At 59.4% G+C, this 19,226-nt stretch carries 17 protein-coding genes; 12 read left to right on the forward strand and 5 right to left on the reverse strand.

What is annotated here, in order from left to right; genetic code table 11:
- Positions 1-34 precede the first annotated feature (34 nt).
- Genes rpsP through trmD form a run of 3 tightly spaced genes read left to right on the forward strand, consistent with a single transcriptional unit; the run spans position 35 to position 1,685 of the window.
- Positions 35-397, forward strand: coding sequence for a 30S ribosomal protein S16 (gene rpsP, locus BIND_RS17005; RefSeq protein WP_012386257.1), 363 nt, complete (start codon positions 35-37; stop codon positions 395-397).
- Positions 394-972: a ribosome maturation factor RimM gene (gene rimM, locus BIND_RS17010; protein ID WP_041778202.1), complete on the forward strand. Its 579-nt coding sequence runs from the start codon at positions 394-396 to the stop codon at positions 970-972. Before rpsP ends, rimM begins: the two co-directional genes overlap by 4 nt.
- Positions 969-1,685 carry a tRNA (guanosine(37)-N1)-methyltransferase TrmD gene (trmD, locus tag BIND_RS17015; protein ID WP_012386259.1) on the forward strand — a complete coding sequence of 239 codons (717 nt, stop codon included), beginning with the start codon at positions 969-971 and terminating at the stop codon, positions 1,683-1,685. The genes rimM and trmD overlap by 4 nt, the downstream gene beginning before the upstream one ends.
- 5 nt (positions 1,686-1,690) lie before the next feature.
- Here trmD and BIND_RS17020 read toward each other — a convergent pair whose 3' ends face one another.
- Positions 1,691-1,927, reverse strand: a complete 237-nt coding sequence (locus BIND_RS17020) for a hypothetical protein (RefSeq protein ID WP_012386260.1) — start codon at positions 1,925-1,927, stop codon at positions 1,691-1,693.
- 9 nt (positions 1,928-1,936) lie between these two features.
- Positions 1,937-2,803, reverse strand: a complete 867-nt coding sequence (locus tag BIND_RS17025; protein ID WP_012386261.1) for a prephenate dehydratase — start codon at positions 2,801-2,803, stop codon at positions 1,937-1,939.
- Positions 2,804-3,245: 442 nt separating this feature from the next.
- Here BIND_RS17025 and BIND_RS17030 point away from each other — a divergent pair, with 442 nt between their 5' ends.
- The 9 genes from BIND_RS17030 (at position 3,246) to BIND_RS17070 (ending at position 14,728) form a co-directional block, all read left to right on the forward strand.
- Positions 3,246-3,785 carry a c-type cytochrome gene (locus BIND_RS17030; RefSeq protein WP_012386262.1) on the forward strand — a complete coding sequence of 180 codons (540 nt, stop codon included), beginning with the start codon at positions 3,246-3,248 and terminating at the stop codon, positions 3,783-3,785.
- A gap of 266 nt (positions 3,786-4,051) precedes the next feature.
- Positions 4,052-5,884 (forward strand): extracellular solute-binding protein, encoded by a 1,833-nt coding sequence (locus BIND_RS17035; protein ID WP_081433834.1) that lies wholly within the window; start codon positions 4,052-4,054, stop codon positions 5,882-5,884.
- A 3-nt stretch (positions 5,885-5,887) separates the two neighbouring features.
- A complete protein-coding gene (locus BIND_RS17040; RefSeq protein WP_012386264.1) occupies positions 5,888-6,979 on the forward strand; it encodes a microcin C ABC transporter permease YejB in 1,092 nt (363 codons plus the stop codon).
- 1 nt (position 6,980) lies between these two features.
- Positions 6,981-8,177 carry an ABC transporter permease gene (locus BIND_RS17045; RefSeq protein ID WP_012386265.1) on the forward strand — a complete coding sequence of 399 codons (1,197 nt, stop codon included), beginning with the start codon at positions 6,981-6,983 and terminating at the stop codon, positions 8,175-8,177.
- Between the two features lie 17 nt (positions 8,178-8,194).
- Positions 8,195-9,835 carry an ABC transporter ATP-binding protein gene (locus BIND_RS17050; RefSeq protein ID WP_148210678.1) on the forward strand — a complete coding sequence of 547 codons (1,641 nt, stop codon included), beginning with the start codon at positions 8,195-8,197 and terminating at the stop codon, positions 9,833-9,835.
- Positions 9,836-9,925: 90 nt separating this feature from the next.
- Positions 9,926-10,306 (forward strand): DUF423 domain-containing protein, encoded by a 381-nt coding sequence (locus BIND_RS17055; RefSeq protein WP_041778985.1) that lies wholly within the window; start codon positions 9,926-9,928, stop codon positions 10,304-10,306.
- Between the two features lie 173 nt (positions 10,307-10,479).
- Complete coding sequence (locus BIND_RS17060) at positions 10,480-10,881, forward strand: response regulator (protein ID WP_012386268.1); 402 nt, start codon at positions 10,480-10,482, stop codon at positions 10,879-10,881.
- A gap of 659 nt (positions 10,882-11,540) precedes the next feature.
- Positions 11,541-13,508 (forward strand): AsmA family protein, encoded by a 1,968-nt coding sequence (locus BIND_RS17065; RefSeq protein WP_012386270.1) that lies wholly within the window; start codon positions 11,541-11,543, stop codon positions 13,506-13,508.
- 368 nt (positions 13,509-13,876) lie between these two features.
- On the forward strand, positions 13,877-14,728 hold the full coding sequence (locus tag BIND_RS17070; protein ID WP_012386271.1) for a lytic murein transglycosylase: 852 nt from the start codon (positions 13,877-13,879) through the stop codon (positions 14,726-14,728).
- A gap of 121 nt (positions 14,729-14,849) precedes the next feature.
- On the opposite strand, the gene BIND_RS17075 is transcribed toward BIND_RS17070, so the two are convergent.
- Genes BIND_RS17075 through BIND_RS17085 form a run of 3 tightly spaced genes read right to left on the reverse strand, consistent with a single transcriptional unit; the run spans position 14,850 to position 18,999 of the window.
- The gene (locus BIND_RS17075) at positions 14,850-17,177 is read right to left on the reverse strand and encodes a xanthine dehydrogenase family protein molybdopterin-binding subunit (protein WP_012386272.1); all 2,328 of its coding nucleotides are present in this window, start codon (positions 17,175-17,177) and stop codon (positions 14,850-14,852) included.
- On the reverse strand, positions 17,170-17,643 hold the full coding sequence (locus BIND_RS17080) for a (2Fe-2S)-binding protein (protein ID WP_012386273.1): 474 nt from the start codon (positions 17,641-17,643) through the stop codon (positions 17,170-17,172). Before BIND_RS17080 ends, BIND_RS17075 begins: the two co-directional genes overlap by 8 nt.
- A 57-nt stretch (positions 17,644-17,700) precedes the next feature.
- Complete coding sequence (locus tag BIND_RS17085; RefSeq protein ID WP_012386274.1) at positions 17,701-18,999, reverse strand: c-type cytochrome; 1,299 nt, start codon at positions 18,997-18,999, stop codon at positions 17,701-17,703.
- Positions 19,000-19,226: the final 227 nt, after the last annotated feature.

Below are 19,226 nucleotides of genomic sequence, written 5' to 3' on the forward strand. Positions count from 1 at the left end.
CACACTCCCTCTCAACCATAGGAAAAAAGTAACAATGTCCCTGAAAATCCGGCTGGCGCGCGGTGGCGCCAAAAAGCGGCCTTTCTATCGTATCGTCGTCGCTGATGCGCGCGCTCCGCGTGATGGCCGTTTCATCGAGCGTATTGGCACATTCGATCCCTTGAAGGCGAAGAACGCCCCCGACCGCATTGTGCTTGACGCGGAAAAGGCGAAGGACTGGCTCGCCAAGGGCGCGCAGCCGACCGATCGCGTCGCGCGTCTGCTCGATGGTCTCGAAATCATCAAGCGCGAGTCGAGGAACAATCCGCAACAGGGTCAGCCGAAGAAGAAGGCGCAGGAGCGCGCGGCCGCTGCCGCCGCTGCGGCTGAAAAAGCAGCCTCTGAGGCCGCCGCCTGACGGCGCCGGTTGAAAACCGCATTCTCGTCGGCCGTTTTGGAGCTCCCCACGGCGTGCGCGGCGAGGTGCGGCTACAATCCTTCACTGAGGTGCCGCAAGCGATCAGCGCTTACGGTCCCTTGTCCGATGCCTCGGGCAAGAAAAGCTTTTCCATCGCCTCTCTCCGTTTGGTGAAGAATGCCGTATTTGTCGCCCGCATCGAGGGGGTGACGACGCGCGAGGCGGCGGAGGCTTTGACCAATCTCTCCCTCTATGTCTCACGCGAGGCCCTGCCTCCCCCCGAGGAAGAAGAGTTCTATCTCGCCGATCTGATCGGACTCGACGCTTTCGTCGCGGATGCGGACGGCAAGGAAGTGCTTTTCGGCCGGATTGCTGATGTCTTGAATTTCGGCGGTGGTGACATTCTGGAAATCGCTCCTTCGGACGGTGGCGAGACAAGACTCCTGCCCTTCACACGGCAAGTCGTACCTCGCATCGATCTCACCGCCCGTCGGGTACTCGTGGTTCCGCCCGAGGAAGTCGAGGCACAAGAACCACCTGAAAAAGATGCAGGCGGAGACGAGCCATCGCCATGAGCGAAGAGCCAAGGCCCAACGAGACAAAACCATGGTCGGCTTCCGTCTTCACGCTTTTTCCGGACATGTTTCCGGGTCCTCTCGGGCTCTCTCTGGCGGGTGAGGGCTTGCGGGCCGATCGTTGGTCGCTCGACGTTCATGATATTCGTCTGCATGGGCTCGGTCGCCACCGCGCAGTCGATGATACACCGGCGGGAGGCGGTGCCGGCATGGTGATGCGCGCTGATGTCCTTGGCGCCTGCATCGATGCAAACCTGCCCCCCGGCGATGCGCGTCCGCGCCTTCTCATGAGCCCGCGCGGAAAACCCCTGACGCAAAGTCGCGCGCGTGCCCTGGCCCAGGGCGAAGGGCTCGTCCTGATCTGCGGCCGTTTCGAAGGCTATGATGAGCGGGTGATCGAAGGGCGCGGCCTCGAGGAAATATCGATCGGCGATTATGTGCTCTCAGGCGGCGAATTAGCGGCCATGGTGGTGCTCGATGCCTGCGTGCGCCTGCTTCCCGGCATCATGGGCAAGGCGGTTTCCGGCGAGGAAGAAAGCTTCGAGAATAATCGCTTGGAATATCCGCATTACACGCGTCCGCGCGAATGGGAGGGCCGGATCATTCCGGACGTGCTTCTGTCCGGCGATCACGCCCGCATCCGCGCCTGGCGCGAGGCGGAGGCGGAACGCATTACGCGAGAGCGGCGCCCGGATCTGCTCGTAAAAGAATAAACTCTTCAACTCGGCGTACGGCTTGGCGATTGGCCCATTTCCGCCGCATCGGCCGCACGACGCAGGCTGTCGGCGAGCTGCCGCGTGCCCTCGGCGCGCAGGCCAATCCGCACATAGGTTTTTTCACCCTCGGGCTCCTCGGAATTGACCGGCAATTCGAGCGTTAGCATGACCAGGGAGCCCGGCAAAGTATGGGTGGAAAAACCGATCAGCGGAAACAAAATGATTTCTTCTTCGTCCATATCCTCACCCTATGACATACCCTCCGGCGAGGGCTGATTCTCGCGCCGGAACGGATGACCGGGATAGACGCCGAGAATCTTCAATTCCTTGCAGAAAAAGGCCAGTTCCTCCAGCGCCAGCGCAAGGCCCCGCTCTTGTGGATGGCCATCGACATCAGCGAGAAATTGCGTCGCGGTAAATGTACCTTCCACCATATAGCTTTCAAGCTTGGTCATATTGACGCCATTGGTGGCGAAACCGCCGAGGGCCTTGTAAAGCGCCGCCGGCACGTTGCGGACCCGAAACACGAAACTCGTGATGGGATCGGGAGTGCCGAGCGGGGCCCATCCCGGTTCCTTTGAGAGCACGACGAAACGCGTGGTATTATGGGCCGCGTCCTCGACATTCTCGGCCAGGATATCGAGCCCGTAGATTTCAGCAGCGAGTCGTGGCGCGAGCGAGGCGCGGGTCTTGTCGCCCCATTCGGCGATTTCACGCGCCGAGCCTGCCGTATCGCCCGTGACATGCGAGGTTAGCCCCAGCCGCCGGATGATTTTGCGGCATTGGCCGAGCGCATGGACATGGCTGTAGACTGATCGCAGATCCTCGATCTTTGTCCCCTTGAGGCCCAAAAGCTGGAAATGAATCGGCAGAAAATATTCGCCGACAATATAGAGCCCCGCGGTCGGCAGCAGGTGGTGGATATCGGCGACACGTCCGGCGAGCGAATTTTCAATCGGGATCATGCCCAAAGCCGCCGTGCCATCGCTGATCGCGCCGAGCGCATCCTCGAAGGTCGCGCAGGGCAGCGCCTCGTAGTCGGGATAGACGCTCTGGCAAGCGATATGAGAATTGGCTCCGGGCTCGCCTTGATAGGCGATTTTGAGAGGCTGCATCTGTTTTTCCATTGCGGACCAGGCGTCAGGCGCTGGGATCCGTTTCAATCACGTCTTTGTTCATCGGCCGGGCGAGCCGCCCCGTTCATCAGGCTCTTCGTCATGGGAGCGTGGAACCCGCGCCCCGGAAAGGCGGCAAAAGGTAGCAAGGCTCCTGCTTTCATCCGAGTTGCCAAGATCGCCGCAAAGCAGGTAATCAACGCGCGTATTGTCCAGGCCTATGCCAGATGCGGCATGGAGCGCGCCGGCGCAAGCCCCGGAACGAGTCTTCGGTCATGAAAATGACTGTTGCCCTGCCCGAATCATTTCCTGCTCATGACGTTTCGAGTATTCGGACGGGCAGGATTCGGAAAGGAGCGGATTCGGGCGGGAATGTCGCTCCTTTCGACCTGGACCGAAATGGATAGGGCCTTGCAGAAGGGCTGAACAAAGGGACCAAGGGATGTCATCCTTCGAGTTCAATAAGTTGTCTGGCGGTTTTTTTGGCGCCCTGCTCTTCGCTATGGTGCTCGTCACCATTTCCAATTTTATTTTTGCGCATCCGCCACTGGCCAAGCCCGGCTATGATCTGCCAGCGGCCGCCGAGGGCGGCGAATCGGGTGGTGGTGCCGAGGCTGCCGTCGCGCCGCTGCCGGAGCGCTTGGCCAAGGCCGATGTCAAGAAGGGCGAAGCTGATACCAAGCCCTGCCAGGCCTGCCATACGTTCGAAAAGGGTGGCGCCGCCAAAGTGGGCCCGCCTCTTTGGGGCATTGTTGACCGTGCCAAGGGTTCCATCGCGGGCTTCTCTTATTCGGATGCTCTGAAGGCCAAGGGTGGCGAATGGACCTATGACGACCTCGATGCCTTCATCACCTCGCCGAAAAGCTTCGTGAGCGGCACCAAAATGGCCTTCGGCGGTGAGAAAGATCCGCAAAAGCGCGCGGACCTCATCGATTATCTGCATACGCTCTCGGATGAGCCGAAGCCCCTGCCGACAAAGTAAGGCGCATCCTCTCATTTTTGAAAAAGCCGGGCTCAAGGCCCGGCTTTTTTGTTTTGTTTTTGTCTTGGATTCTTCCGCATTGAGATTCAAAGTCGTTTTTTGACCCCAAGCTCCTTGTAGACCGGCTCGACTCGCCGCCTCTCTTTGTCCTATCTCTCTGCTGTCATCCCCTTTTCTTGGAGCGCGCCTTGACTGGACGATTCCCGCTCTTCTCGACTCGCCGTCAAGCATTGGGGCTCGCCCTCGGCGGCCTTGGCGGTCTCGCCATGCCGCCCGCTTTTTTCTTTGCAAAGCGCGCGAAGGCTCAGGAACAAAAGCCAACGGAAAAGCCCGTTGAAGGCGAAGCTTATGAGGCGCACGGCCTCTCGATCTTCGGCGATCTCGCCTTACCGCCTGATTTCAAGCATCTGCCTTACGTGAATCCGGATGCGCCCAAGGGCGGCATCTTCATCGAACAGGCCGGCTTCAATACGTTCAACACGCTGAATGTCTTCATCCTCAAGGGGGATGGCGCGGCTGGCATGGGGCTGATCTTCGACAGCCTGATGACGGGAAGCAATGATGAACCCGATGCGCTTTATGGCCTCGTCGCTCACAAGGTAGAAGTTTCAGCCGACCGCACCCTCTATCGATTTTTTCTCCGCAAGGAAGCGCGTTTCCACGACGGCTCGAAGATCAAGGCGTCGGACGTGGTGTTTTCCTTGAATCTGATCAAAACCAAGGGCCATCCAGTCTTGCGCCAGGGCCTGCGCGATCTCGAAAGCGCCGAAGCCGAGGCCGAGGATATCGTACGCGTCCGCATGCGCCCGGGCCATAGCCGCGAATCTCCGCTGACCGTCGCCAGTCAGCCGATTTTTTCGCAGGCCTATTACACGACCCATAATTTTGAGGAGACCACGCTTGAACCGCCCCTTGGTTCCGCGGCCTACAAGGTCGGCCCGTTCGAGCAAGGGCGCTATATCTCTTTCACGCGGGTCGAGAATTATTGGGGCAAGGACCTCCCGATCAATCGCGGGCGCAGCAATTTCGATGTGGTGCGCTACGAATATTTCAACGATCGCAAAGTGGCTTTCGAGGCGTTCAAAGCCGGCGTCTTCACCTATCGCGAGGAATATACCTCACTCATCTGGGCGACAGGCTATGATTTCGCCGCGCTCAAGGAAGGCAAGGTCAAACGCGAAACTGTTCCAGACGCCTATCCGCGCGGTACGCAAGGCTGGTTCCTGAATACGCGGAGAACCAAATTCAAGGATGCGCGCATCCGCCGGGCGCTCGGCTATGCCTTCGATTTCGAATGGACCGACGCCAATATCATGTACAATCTCTACAAGCGTACGGTTTCCTATTTCCAGAACTCGCCCATGGCCGCCGAAGGCCTGCCCTCGGCCGAGGAACGCGCTCTGCTCACGCCTTTCGAAGATCAATTGCCTCCCGAGGTTTTTGGCGAGGCTGTCGTGCCCCCCGTCTCAGACGGCTCCGGCCAGGATCGCAAGCTCCTGCGCGAGGCCAGTGAGCAATTGCGGCAGGCCGGCTGCACCCGCAAGGGCAATACACTCCTGCTCCCCGACGGCAAGCCCTTCGAAATCGAATTTCTTGGCTTTGAAACCTCGTTCCAGCCCCATACGGCGGCTTTCATCAAAAATCTCAAATTGCTCGGGATCGATGCCGATTATCGTGTCGTCGATGCGGCCCAATATAAACGCCGGGTCGATGAGTTCGACTATGATATTGTCACGGAACGATTTAGTTTCGGCCTGACGCCAGGCGAGGATATGCGGCTCATTTTCGGTTCCGAAACGGCGAATCTTTCCGGCTCCCGCAATGTGGCGGGCATTGCCTTGCCGAGCGTCGATGCCCTCATCGCAAAAGCTCTGGTCGTCGACACGCGCGAGAACCTGACCACGATCTGCCGGGCGATCGACCGCATCTTGCGCGCCCATTATTTCTGGGTGCCGATGTGGAACAATCCTAACCATCTGCTGGCCTTCTGGGATCTGTTCGGCCGTCCGGAGCGCATGCCCCATTATGATGTCGGCGTGCCCTCGACCTGGTGGTTCGATCCTCAAAAGGCCCAGCGCATCGGTTGGCGGAAACCCTAGCCCATGTTCGCCTATATCCTCCGCCGCCTCTTATTCATGATTCCGACGATCTTCGGTATTTTGCTGATTTCCTTCGTCATTGTGCAATTCGCGCCGGGCGGCCCGGTCGAGCGCGTCCTTGCGCAATTGCAGGGGACGGATGCCGGCGCCACGGCCAATATCGGCGGCGGTGGGGCGGCAATGGGCACCGCCAATAGCGCCGATTTTTCGTCGAAATATCGCGGCGCGCAGGGGCTTGATCCGAAATTCATCGCCGAACTCGAAAAGCAATTCGGTTTCGACAAGCCGGCCTATGAACGGTTCTACCTGATGCTGCGCAATTATCTGCGCTTCGATTTTGGCCGTTCCTATTTCCGCGACGAGCCGGTGATCAAGCTGATCGGCGAAAAATTGCCGGTCTCCATCTCGCTCGGCGTATGGATGACGCTGATCTCCTACGCGATCTCGATTCCGCTTGGCATCAAAAAGGCCGTGGCGGATGGTTCGCGCTTCGATATGTGGACCTCGGCCGTCATCATCATCGGCTATGCGATTCCGAGCTTTCTCTTCGCCATCCTGCTCATCGTTTTATTTTGCGGCGGCTCGTTCTGGCAGATCTTTCCGCTGCGCGGCCTGACATCTGAAAACTGGGCGGATCTCTCCTGGCCGGCTCGCATCGCTGATTATTTCTGGCACATCACTTTGCCGGTTCTTTCGCTCAGCCTGGGAGCTTTCGCCACCTCGACCTTCCTCACCAAAAATTCCTTCCTTGATGAAATTCGCAAGCAATATGTCCAGACCGCCCGCATGAAGGGCCTGACCGAGACCCAGGTGCTGTATGGTCATGTCTTTCGCAATGCAATGATGATCGTGGTCGCTGGCTTTCCCGGCGCCTTCCTCTCGGCCTTCTTTACCGGCTCCCTGCTCATCGAGACGATTTTCTCGCTCGATGGCCTCGGCCTTCTCTCCTTCGAATCGATCGTCAACCGCGATTATCCGATCGTCTTCGCCAATCTCTATATAATGGCGCTGCTCGGGCTCGTGGTGAATCTCCTCTCGGATCTCACTTATATGTGGATCGATCCGCGCATCGATTTCGAGACGCGGGAGGTCTGAAATGGATCAGAGTCTCGCGCAAGGCCAAGGTCAAGATCGAGGAACAGACATCCTGCAACGGCCGCTGGCCCCTCCCCTGCCCCCGCGCGGCCTGTTGCGGCTGGGGCCGATCGGGCGGCGGCGCCTTTCCAATTTCACGGCCAACAAACGCGGCTTTTGGTCCCTGATCCTCTTTCTCATCCTCTTCACGCTCTCGCTCTTTGCGGAAGTCATCGCCAATGACCGGCCGCTCGTGATTTCCTATAAGGGCGAGATCCTGTTGCCGCTCTTCCACAATTATCCGGAAGAAAAATTCGGCGGCTTTCTGGCCGAGACCGATTATCGCGATGCGGTCATCGCTCAGGAGATCGAGGCCAATGGGTGGATGATCTGGCCACCGATCCGCTATTCCTACCAGACCATCAACCGGCAATTGCCGACGCCCGCCCCCTCGCCGCCGACCTGGATGCTGAGCAAAGAGCAATGCGCGAGCGCCGCGGCGCGTTTCGGTGGCACGCAGAAGGATCAAGGCTGCCAATCGATCGAATGGAACTGGCTCGGCACTGATGATCAGGGCCGCGATGTGCTGGCCAGGCTCATCTATGGCTTTCGCCTGTCGATTCTGTTCGGCCTGATTCTGTCGGCGATTTCCTCCGCCGTCGGCATAGCGGCGGGCGCGATCCAGGGCTATTTCGGCGGATGGATCGATCTCGTCTCGCAAAGGATCATCGAGATCTGGTCATCTCTGCCGCATCTTTATCTGTTGATCATCGTCTCTTCGATCATCACACCAGGTTTTTTCGTCCTGCTCGGCATTCTTCTCTTGTTTTCCTGGGTCGCGCTGGTCCACCTCGTGCGCGCCGAATTTTTGCGCGCCCGCAATCTCGAATATGTTAAGGCCGCCCGCGCGCTGGGACTGACCGATGCTGCGATTATGGTCAAACATGTCCTGCCCAATGCCACGGTCGCGACGCTCACCTTCCTGCCCTTCGTTCTCAACAGCTCGATCACGACGCTAACGGCGCTCGATTTTTTAGGGTTCGGCCTGCCGCCCGGCTCGCCCTCGCTCGGTGAGCTTTTGTTGCAAGGCAAATCCAATCTGCAAGCGCCATGGCTGGGCCTGACCGGCTTTCTCGTAATGGCGATCATGCTCTCGCTGCTCGTCTTCATCGGTGAGGCCGTGCGCGACGCCTTCGATCCGCGCAAGATTTCGGATTGAAGCCTATGAACACACCAATGAGTGCCTCGACTCCGCTGCTCACCGTCGAAAACCTGTCGATCGCTTTTCGCCAAGGGAGCCTCGAAAAAGGGGCGCGCGAGACGCGTGTCGTTTCGGATGTCTCCTTTACCCTCGCGCCAGGGCGCACTTTGGCGCTCGTCGGGGAATCGGGTTCCGGCAAATCGGTGACGGCGCTCTCCCTGGTGCGGCTCCTCGGCGCGAATGCCCATATCCAGGGCCGCGCCTTGTTCAAGGACAGAGATCTCTTCGCCTGCACGGAATCGGAGCTGCGAAAGTTACGCGGCGGCGCGATCACCATGGTGTTCCAGGAGCCGATGACCTCGCTTAACCCGCTCCATAAGGTCGAGCATCAGATCGGCGAAATTCTCTCCTTGCACGGCATGCGTGGAGAGAAAGCGATCCGCGCCCATGTGATCGAACTTTTGGAGGAAGTCGGCATTCGCGACGCGGAAAGCCGATTGTCTTCCTATCCGCATCAGCTTTCCGGCGGCCAACGTCAGCGTGTCATGATCGCGATGGCGCTCGCCAACCGCCCGGATCTTCTGATCGCCGATGAGCCGACGACCGCTCTCGACGTCACCGTCCAGGCCCAAATCCTTACCCTTCTCCAAAACCTGCAGCGCAAGCATGGCATGGCCATGCTGTTCATCACCCATGATCTTGGGATCGTGCGCAAGATCGCCGATGATGTGGCGGTGATGTGCAAGGGCGAAATCGTCGAGGCGAAGCCCGCGGCCGCATTATTCGCGGCGCCGCGCCATTCCTATACACGCGCTTTGCTCGCCGCCGAGCCGAAGGGCACGGCGCCGCCCGACGATTCATCCAAACCGGTTCTCGTTAAGACCGACAATCTCCGCGTCTGGTTTCCCATCAAGCGCGGCCTGCTGCGGCGGACGATCGGCCATGTCAAGGCAGTCGATGGCGTCAGCCTGACATTGCGCGAGGGCCAGACCGTCGGTGTCGTCGGGGAATCAGGCTCGGGCAAGACGACGCTCGGCCTTGCGCTTTTGCGGCTCATTTCCTCGCAAGGCCCGATCGTCTTTCTCGGCCAGCGGATCGATGGTTTGCGCAATATTGCCATGCGGCCCTTACGGGCCGAGATGCAGATCGTGTTTCAGGACCCTTATGGTTCCTTGTCACCACGTCTTTCGGTCGGTGACATTGTCGCCGAGGGATTGGGCCTCAAGAACCACCGTCTTTCAATCACAGAACGACGCGAGACGGTCGCCCGGGCTCTGGCCGATACGGGCCTTGATCCGGCAACCATGGATCGTTACCCGCATGAATTTTCCGGCGGCCAACGCCAGCGCATCGCCATCGCGCGGGCCATGGTCCTCGCGCCGAAATTCGTGATGCTGGATGAGCCGACCTCGGCGCTCGACATGTCGGTTCAGGCACAAATCGTCGATCTTCTGCGCGACCTCCAGGCCAAACGCGGCCTCGCCTATCTGTTTATCAGTCATGATCTGAAAGTGGTGCGTGCCCTCGCCAACGACATCATCGTGATGCGCCAGGGCAGGGTCGTCGAACAAGGCCCGGCACATACAGTGCTGACGCAGCCGAAAGATGCCTATACGCAAGCGCTGTTTGCCGCTGCTTTCGATATCGAGGCGTCACACAACAACAACACCTTATAAGGCAATCCATTCCACTAAGCTGGCTTGAGGCAGGTGGCGTTTCCTCGCTGGAAAATGCTTGCTTAGCCATCCATGAAAGACACGTCGATCATGTCCAGATGGTCCCTTTCGATCCTGTTCTTCGCCGGGCTCGCTGGCGCTGCGGGCCTCATCACCGCCGCGTCCGCCGCCCATGTCACCCAGGACCCGTTCCTGAACACCGCCGCGTCGATCCTGCAGGTGCAGGCTGCCGCAACCATCGCTATTCTCGCGTTCGCAGGGCCTGAACGTGGCCATTGGTTTCTCAAGGCCGCCGCCTCGCTGCTCCTTGGCGGCTGTTACCTTTTTGCCGGCGATCTCCTCTTCCACGCCTGGCGCGGCGAGCGGCTCTTCCCCATGGCCGCACCGCTCGGCGGCAGTCTGATGATCATCGGCTGGATTGGCGTGGCCTTGGCGGCATTAGTGCGGCTGATACGGCCGCAAACAAAATAAAATGATGCCATGGCCCCTGCTCCGGGGACCACTTTCCAGCCCATTCAGGGCAGGCGGATGCATCTGCTGTTCATCACTCTTTCGTCAGCGTAGTTTTCTGTCATGTCCCACGCTGGACAAGAGACGATCAGACAGGCACAGTTAAATTTACTCGATCCGGCAGGTTCAAGCTCATGGCATCCGCCCTCGCTGTTCAGAACATCCAAAAGCCGCGTCTTTTAATCGTCGAGGATGAGCCTTTCATCCTTCTGACCCTTGAGGATATGCTGTCCGATCTCGGCTGCACCGTCGCCGGCTCGGTGACGCGGGTCAGCGAAGCCCTGGATTTTATCGAACGCGAGTCGATCGACGGGGCCCTGCTCGACGTCAATCTGGGGCATCAAAAGATCGACCCGGTGGCTGATCGTCTCGCTGCCCTCGGCCAGCCTTTCATTTTTACAACCGGTTATGGACCGTCTGGTGTCCCGCCGACCCATAATCAGCGTCCCGTGCTGCAAAAGCCCTTCCGCATGGACGATCTCGCGAAAATCCTGCGCGCCGAGTTCAAACTCGACCTCATCACCCTTGATTCTTGATGGATTTTTCCGGGATCGATGAGAGCTGAAAGTGCCTTGATGGCGACAAAGTCGTCAGCCACTTTCGGACTCGCTAACGGTAGTGCTGTCGGTAAGTCCTTCCAGGATGCCCGCATTCAGGAAATCTGGTTCGACGAACTCGCCATCATTATTCCCGCTTGTTCCTTGCCAGCTTGTCCCCGGCCTGAGGGACGAGGCCTCGGTTTTGTGCTACACTTTTCAACTGTGATTTGGCATTTTAATGCCAAGATCCCGGATAGTGACCCTTGGTTTCTTTTTGAATGTTCGCTTTTTCAGACCGTTAGCGAACATTCAAGAATGGCTCAGCGGTCATTCTTGATGACCGATGCTACAAGGTCGCCACGACGACCAAAGACACATCCGCCCCAATTGTTCTCATGGATGAGAAGGATAAGCCATCCGGCCGGGCCTTTTGATCCGCAAACCGCCGAAGCCACGCATGTTCGACACATTATTCCCGCGCGATCAATCCCGATAGACCAAGCTCGAGGCCACACGGATCCGGCCCCAAAGCATCTTCCCCACTCCCCGCCTGACCGGTGCAAACAGTTTCAGGCGTCCTTCCGAGAGTTTCGGATCGAGGATTTATCCTCCCCTCTCCTTCTTCTCGCTGATCGAATAAGGGACCGCCAAACAGCATGAGCATGGGTCGATCCGCAATGCAGAGCCTCGCTTCCCTGACCCGCTTGGAATGGCGCCACCATAAATGGGCATCGCGCTCGGCCATTGGCTTGGGGATTCTCATGGCGCTCGGCATAATTGTGTCGCTCGTTGCTCCCTGGCTGTTCTCCGCCTCAGCTCTGCGTGGCGAAATCGAGGCACAGATCCGAGCCACCACCGGTCTCGCAGTCCAATCGCATGGACGAGCGGTGCTCGTCGTCCTGCCGGAGCCGCATGTCAATATCGAAGCGGTCAGTTTCGCCGATCCGTCCGGGGCCCTGCGTATCGAAACCCCCATGCTGAAGGGTTATTTCCAGGTTCTGCCGCTGCTCCTGGGACGCCTCGAAATCGCTTCCGCCAGCCTTTTCGATGCCCATATGGTCATTGATCTCGATGGCCGGCCCATGCCTTCGGACAGCGCCATCGGCCGCGCCGCCGATGCACGGCCCGCCACGGCGCAAGCGGCGCGCACTGATGCGATCAATCTCGGCGTCCTCAATCTCATCAATGGACAGGCCTTGCTGAAAAGCCGGACGAGTCCGGAAGAGCATCTCATCAAGGCTATCAATGTCACGCTTGATTGGCGGCAATTGGGAGCCGCCGCACAATTGATCGGTTCAGTCGAATATCACGATCAATCGATCGATCTCTCCGCCTGGATCGCCAAACCCGTCGAACTACTGCGTGGCGGCCCTTCCGACATTACCTTGCGGCTGGAAGCCCCTTCCCTCTCTTTGTCAACACGAGGCCGGCTCGGCAGCGAACCGCAATTCCACTTCAATGGGCAGATGGAGGCCACAACCCCGGCTTTGCGTGACCTCCTTGCTCTGGGTGATCGTTCCTTGCCGCTCCCAGGCCCCTTCAACGATATTGTCGTCAGTGCCAACACCGTAATCGAGAATGACAATGCCGCGTTCAGCAATCTCCATCTCGAGATCGACGGCAATCGCTTCGAAGGTGCTTTGGCCATGCAAGGCCTCAGCGGCAAGCCCATTCTCTCGGGGACGCTGGCGACAAACCTTTTGTCCTTGACGCCCTGGCTCGAACGCTTGCCCGGCATTCGCGGCTCGGATGGCCAATGGAGCTCGGATCCGTTCAATTTCACGCCCGAAGATTGGTCGGATCTCGATCTCCGCATTTCCGCCTCGCGCCTGCGCTTCGCCCCATTCGAATTGCAGGATGCCGCCGTTTCCATCATGACCCGCGACGGACGCCTTGAATTGGCGGTTCCCGCCGCCAAGGCCTATCAAGGCGCTTTCAAAGGCCGGGCCTCGCTGAAACTCGATCCCGACCGGCTCGATTTCCGGGCTAATGCCACGCTCTCCGGTCTCGACCTCGCCGCATTCTCGCTCGATGCCTATGGGCAGCGCCGCCTCGGTGGCCTGGTGACCGGCACCGCCAATCTCGAAGGCGGCGGTACCGACATGGCCGCGCTGATGCGCACCATCGAGGGGCATGTCCAGGTCAATATTCTGCAAGGAGAAATCGAGGGCCTCGCGCTCGATCAAGCCTTGAAGAATTTGGAAAACCGTCCGCTCGCTTTGGTCGCCGCTATTCGTGGTGGCCGCACCCTCTATGACGAAGGCACGTTGGGTCTCAACATCACCAAGGGGGTCGCCGTGATTGAGGATGGGCTCCTGCAGAGCCCGAGCCTGCGTCTCGGATTCGGTGGTGAGACGGATATTGGCGAAAGATCCATCAATCTCCATGCCGTGGCCACGCCCGTTATGGGCTTGTCCACGGCACCCTTGCCGGCCAATGCCGCCAAATCCGGCGGAGACCGCCCGCAATTCCGTTTCGATCTGGTCGGCTCCTGGGATGATCCCTCCTTGGTCCCGGACGTGCGGAGCCTGATCCGCCATTCGAACGCGGCCGCGCCCCTCTTTGATGAGAAATCGAAGGCCACTCCACACGGGCCGTCATCACAAGCGGAAACGCAGCCGTGACATGAAATGGTTGTTCCATCCACATGATGATGGTTGCGATCAATGACAATTGGACTCTTCTTGGATTTTCGCTAACCTTTTGAAGGCACAGCTCTTCAAGAAAGACATACAATCGATCCGACTGATCAGCAGGCAGTCTATTTCATAATATTTTACTTCGTTTTCATCAGATACACGGATTCTTCCCTGTAAAAGACTTGTGTCGATTCCGTCGTTCCCATTGCCCAAGGAATGAGCCCATGCCGGCCACCGACCTCGTTACCGGGATTACACGCTTACCCGCCATTGTCATGGCGCGCTTGCTCCGCCAAGATCCTTCCCACGGCCAAGACCCGTTCAGCGATCATCGACGCGATCACGCTAGGGGGATGGAGTCCAGACCCGGCTTCCCGCTATCAGGTGCGGTTCCAAGCACGATCTCCGGTGTCGCTCTCGCCGCGAGCCTGATGCTTGGTCTTTCGCCCGCCCATGCCGCAACCTGTCGCGATCCACGGGGCTTTGAGGCTTTTCTGGACGATATGAAGCACGAGGCCTCGGCCCAGGGCATTTCCTCCTCCACGATAGCCAGCGCGCTCGATAATGTTTCTTATGATCCGAGCATCGTGTCCAAGGATCACGGGCAGCATGTGTTCCGGCAAAGTTTCGAGCAGTTTTCCGGCCGCATGGTGAGCAGCTACCGCTTGCACAAGGGCGCCGCTTTGATCAAACAATATGCCGGCGTATTCAACCGAATTGAGCAGCAGTTCGGCGTGCCCGCGCCAATCATTGTCGCGATCTGGGGACTTGAGACCGATTTCGGCGCGGTGAACGGCAATACGCCAACCTTCCGCGCCTTGGCGACCCTTGCCTTCGACTGCCGGCGCTCACCGATGTTCCAAAGCGAATTGATCGACGCCTTGCGTGTCGTTCAACGCGGCGATCTTCCCCCTTCCGCCATGCGCGGAGCCTGGGCGGGCGAGATCGGACAAACGCAATTCATGCCTTCATCCTATTATAAATTCGCGGTGGATTTCTCCGGCAACGGCCGCCGCGACCTGATCCATGATGTCCCGGATGTATTGGCCTCGACCGCCAATTTCCTGTCCAGCTACGGTTGGAAACGCGGCGCTGGCTGGGCGCCTGGCCAACCCAATTTTCCAGTTATCAAGGAATGGAACAAGGCCGATGTCTATTCTCGGACCATCGCCTATTTCGCGACACGCCTCAATGGCGGCGATTGAGTACTCCTAGTATCGAGAACCACAGATTCTCGATACGTCATTTTTTAAACCGTATCCACTCTCATTGAACCGCGACGAGTCGCGCTTCAATGAGGGTGGATACTACCGCCATCAATTCCATTCACCCCAAAGTCTTGAGGCCAGACAGCACGGCCTCCGAAGTGATCGGCAAATGCCGTAACCGGACGCCCACGGCGGCGAAAATGGCATTGCCGATGGCGGGCGCGATCACGGTCGTCGCCGGCTCGCCAAGGCCAACCGGCATTTCCGTACTCTCGACGAAGCTGATGTCGAGTTCCGGCGTCTCATCGATCCGCAAAGGCGTGTAAGTGTCGAGATTGGTGTCGCGGACCTGGCCCTTTTCAAAAAGCGTCCCCTCGTGCAAGGCCATGCTAAGGCCCCAGAGCGTCGCGCCCTCCGTCTGGGCGCGTGCGCCATCCGGATCGACGATCGTGCCCGCATCGGTCACGATCGTCAGCTTTTCCACCCGCACCTGGCCGGTCTTGCGATCGACATGGACACGCGCCGCGCAGGCCATCCAGGTCGGCATTTCACGTTCCTGGCCGAAACTCGTCGCAAGGCCCAAAGCGGTATCGGCCGGCAGCGCCTGCCCCCAGCCGGCGCGCTGCGCCGCGCGGCGGATCACCTCCGCCTGTCGCGAGGCGCCCCCCACGGACACAGGAGCCGAGCCCGCATTGTCGTTCTGTCCCTTGCCATTGAGCAAATTCAGCCGGAACGCCAACGGGTCCATCTTCACATGGAGAGCGGCCTCGTCCATGAAACTTTCGAGCGCCCAATTGATCCAGCCCGGACCGACCGAGCGCAGCCAGCCAGGCCGGAAGGTCGCATTGGCGAGATCATTGGAGAGAGCACGCACGAGTTGCGGGCCGACATCATACCAATGATCCGCCCCCGCTATGGCGAAAGGATCGAAGGGTTTGCCCTCCTGTCCCTTGGGCATGAAAGCGGGCGCCATGACCTCGGTCGGCCAGCCGGCCGCCGCATGATGCTCCATGCCGGTCACTTTGTTCGCCGCGTCGAATGCCATACGCACAGTCTGGACAGAAGGCGAGCGCACTGAGTCGAACAAAGCATCGTCTTGGCGAGTCAGCACCACTTTGACCGGGCGACCCAGCGCCTTGGCCGCCAAGGCCGCCGGCACGGCATAATCACCATTAAGTCTGCGGCCGAAACCACCGCCGAGCATATAGGAACGCAGAACAATGCTCTCCTGCGGCCGTTGCAGGGCCTTGGCCAGCACTGGCAGGATCAGGCTCTGCCATTGATTGCCCGTATGGATTTCGAAAATGCCGTCCTTTTCGAAAGCCAAAGCGTTCAACGGTTCAAGCTGGAAATGCAGGACGGTTGCGGTCGTGTAGGTCTGTTCCAGGGTCGAAGCCGCCGCCTCGAAAGCGGGCTTGGCGACGTCCACGCCCTTGGCGCCGCCAAGTTCAAGGAGAACGCCATTATCTCGCCTGGCGATCTGTTCGACTGCGTGATCTTGAATCTCCTTTTCGGAGATATGGGCCGTGGGACCGGCGCTCCACGTAACCTTGACGAGATCAGCGGCGCGCATCGCGGCAAAAGTCGATTCCGCGATCACCAGGACCCAGCCGGGCACGGTCTCTGAGGGGTCGTCGATGACGAGGCTCTGCAAATAGCCCTTGACCTTGCGCGCGGCACTGTCATCGACCGAAACGACCTTGGAGCCATAGCGGGTCGGCGGAATTTTGGGCCGGGCGTGCACCATGCCTGGCACTTTCGCATCGATGCCATAGACGGCCTCGCCATTGGTCTTGGCCGGAATATCGAGCGCCGTGACCGGTTTGCCGATCAGCCGGCGTTCGGACACGGGCTTGAGCGTCAGTTTGTCGAGATCCTCAGGCGAGAATTGGCGGAAGTGAGGACCCTGCGCAATAATATCGCCATAGGCGATCGATTGGGTGCCGGCATAGACCTTGCCGTCCCGCGCAACGCAGGCGCTCGGCGCGACCTTCAAAAGCGCGGCGCCCGCCTCGATCAGCGCGAGACGCCCGGCGGCACCGGCGCGGCTGAAGATCGGCCAAGTTTGGGAGACCGACCAGCTCCCGCCGGTAACCATCAAGCCCCATTTCGGATCCGTATCGACATGGGTGATCCGGACAGTCTTCCAATCGGCTTCGAGTTCATCGGCGAGGATGCGGGCGAGCGCGGTCCCCACATGCTGGCCCATTTCCGCGCGGATGATATTGACCGTAACCGTGCCGGTACTGTCGATGGAATACCAGAGCGAAGGCTCGAACAGGGTGCCGACAGCGTTGGGTGGCACCCCATCAGCGGTGGCGGGGTCTATGGCCGCGCCGGCTCCGCGCGTAAAGCCGAAAGCAAGGCTCGCGCCCGCCATAGTAACGAGGAAGCTGCGCCGCGACTGGATCATCGCGGCATTTTGCATAGAGCCCAGTCTAGCCATTGGTGACTTCTCCCCGCAGCGCGGCGGCCGCCTGCTTGATGGCCGCGCGAATGCGCACATAGGTCATGCAACGACAGAGATTGCCGGTCATCACGGCATCGATATCCTCGTCCGTGGGCGAGGGAAAATCCTTGATCAAGGCAACGGCCTGCATGATCTGGCCAGATTGACAATAGCCGCATTGCGGCACTTGCAGGTCGGTCCAGGCCTTTTGCACCACATGCGCATCGGTCGCGGCGATCCCCTCGATGGTGGTGATCGCCGCACCCTCGACCGCACTGATGGGCGTGATGCAGGAGCGCGTCGGGCGCCCCCCAACATGCACGGTGCAGACGCCGCACATGCCAATGCCACAGCCGAATTTGGTGCCGGTCAGGCCGATCGTTTCGCGGATAACCCAGAGGAGCGGCGTGTCCTCCTCGACATCCACCGTGACGGCACGGTCATTGATCGTGAAACTGGTCATGAGCGTTTTCCATTGGATGTCGCATCGAAAGCGAGACAAGGAGCTTCCATCACGCGTTCATTCCTGTGTCTTGCCTTGCGCGCGGATCGACGCGACCTTCTGTTCCAACTCCGGCCAGGGTGCGTGGCTGGTTCTGGTCGCGCGGAGATAAGCGGCGATATGCGCAACATCGGCATCGCTGAACCCGGACGCAAAGGCCGGCATCACGAGGTCGGAGGCGCCTTCCTTCACGTCAACGCCAAAGAGGATGATGCGGATCAGATTGGTCGGATCATCGAGATTGACAGCGCTATTCAAGGCGAGATCGGGACGCAGCGGATTGATCTCGCCCCCATTGTAATGGCAGGAGGCGCAAGCGGCCGTGTAGAGCTTGGCGGCGGAATCGTCGCTCAGGCCGACGCCCTGCTTGCTGGCCGCAAGCGCCCGGCTGACAGCGGCCGTTTCCTCCGAGGCGCGTGCGGCAGCCTGATCGATATCCGCGAAATAAGTGGCGATAGCGCGGACATCGGCATCGGAGACAAGTTTCAACCCATCATGGACGACAGGCGACATGGGCCCCGAGGCGGTGCCATGATAGCGGCTGAGGCCAGTGCGCAGATAGGTATAAAGCTCGTCGCGGCTCCAGGGCACGGGAGAAGGATTGCTCTTGTCGAGCGGCGGCGCCACCCAATTGTCGATGAAGGCGCCGGCATAAGTGGCGGAAGGCTTTTCGGCGCCGAGCAGATTGCGTGGCGTGTGACAGGCGCCGCAATGGCTGATGCCTTCGGCGAGATAGGCGCCTCTATTCCATTCTTCGCTCTTGTCGGGCCGGGGTTCGAATCGGCCAGGGCGGAAGAACAGCAATTTCCAGCCAGCCTGGAACAGCCGGATATTCATGGGGAAGGGAATGGTGTTTTCCGGCGCGGTCGCCTCGACCGGTTCGCGGGTCATGAAATAGGCATAGAGCGCCTTGACGTCTTGCTCGCTCAGCTTGGTCAGATGATCGAAGGGAAAAGCGGGCAGAATATGCGAGCCGTCGCGCGCAACGCCTTCCCAGACAGCGCGGCGGAAGGCTTCCTCGGACCAATCGCCAATGCCGGTCTTGGGATCAGGCGTGATATTGGTGGCATAGATGGTGCCGAAATCGGTGAACATCGGTCGCCCGCCGGAAAAGGGCTTACCCCCCTTCGGCGTATGACAAGCGGAGCAATAACCAGCACCTGCCAAAACTTCACCGCGCGCCACGAGAGCCGGATCGAAGGAAGAGGGGGCGGGCGGCGTGATCGGAGCGATGGCTGGCCGCCAGGCGAAAGCGATAAATCCGCCAAAGCCGAGAACAGCGGCGGCGATGGCCCCGATGAGAAGACGCTTGAACAAGAAGCTACCCCTTAACCGCGAGATCTGTCGAGACTGGGAGCGACTAATCTCTTGACACGCATGCGCATTGGAAAAGCGGTCGCCTTCCCAAAACCCTTTTAGTGCGTTTCCCCGGTAGTTTGGGCACCTTTTTCCGAAAATTGCTCAAGCCAAAGGCCCGTATCAATATAATTCAGAACATAGGATCACTGTTTAGAAGCAGAACTGATCTTTTCATCTTATAGCGG

Source organism: Beijerinckia indica subsp. indica ATCC 9039 (assembly GCF_000019845.1).
Taxonomy (GTDB): Bacteria; Pseudomonadota; Alphaproteobacteria; order Rhizobiales; family Beijerinckiaceae; genus Beijerinckia; species Beijerinckia indica.

Excerpts from the sequence above, each read along its gene's own strand:
- BIND_RS17035 (WP_081433834.1), top strand. The coding sequence starts at position 4,052 with ATGCCGCCCGCTTTTTTCTTTGCAAAGCGCGCGAAGGCTCAGGAACAA.
- rpsP (WP_012386257.1), top strand. The coding sequence starts at position 35 with ATGTCCCTGAAAATCCGGCTGGCGCGCGGTGGCGCCAAAAAGCGGCCT.
- BIND_RS17020 (WP_012386260.1), bottom strand. The coding sequence starts at position 1,927 with ATGGACGAAGAAGAAATCATTTTGTTTCCGCTGATCGGTTTTTCCACC.
- BIND_RS17060 (WP_012386268.1), top strand. The coding sequence starts at position 10,480 with ATGGCATCCGCCCTCGCTGTTCAGAACATCCAAAAGCCGCGTCTTTTA.
- BIND_RS17045 (WP_012386265.1), top strand. The coding sequence starts at position 6,981 with ATGGATCAGAGTCTCGCGCAAGGCCAAGGTCAAGATCGAGGAACAGAC.
- BIND_RS17080 (WP_012386273.1), bottom strand. The coding sequence starts at position 17,643 with ATGACCAGTTTCACGATCAATGACCGTGCCGTCACGGTGGATGTCGAG.
- BIND_RS17070 (WP_012386271.1), top strand. The coding sequence starts at position 13,877 with ATGGAGTCCAGACCCGGCTTCCCGCTATCAGGTGCGGTTCCAAGCACG.
- BIND_RS17030 (WP_012386262.1), top strand. The coding sequence starts at position 3,246 with ATGTCATCCTTCGAGTTCAATAAGTTGTCTGGCGGTTTTTTTGGCGCC.
- BIND_RS17050 (WP_148210678.1), top strand. The coding sequence starts at position 8,195 with ATGAGTGCCTCGACTCCGCTGCTCACCGTCGAAAACCTGTCGATCGCT.
- BIND_RS17065 (WP_012386270.1), top strand. The coding sequence starts at position 11,541 with ATGAGCATGGGTCGATCCGCAATGCAGAGCCTCGCTTCCCTGACCCGC.
- trmD (WP_012386259.1), top strand. The coding sequence starts at position 969 with ATGAGCGAAGAGCCAAGGCCCAACGAGACAAAACCATGGTCGGCTTCC.
- BIND_RS17025 (WP_012386261.1), bottom strand. The coding sequence starts at position 2,803 with ATGCAGCCTCTCAAAATCGCCTATCAAGGCGAGCCCGGAGCCAATTCT.
- BIND_RS17075 (WP_012386272.1), bottom strand. The coding sequence starts at position 17,177 with ATGGCTAGACTGGGCTCTATGCAAAATGCCGCGATGATCCAGTCGCGG.
- BIND_RS17055 (WP_041778985.1), top strand. The coding sequence starts at position 9,926 with ATGTCCAGATGGTCCCTTTCGATCCTGTTCTTCGCCGGGCTCGCTGGC.
- BIND_RS17040 (WP_012386264.1), top strand. The coding sequence starts at position 5,888 with ATGTTCGCCTATATCCTCCGCCGCCTCTTATTCATGATTCCGACGATC.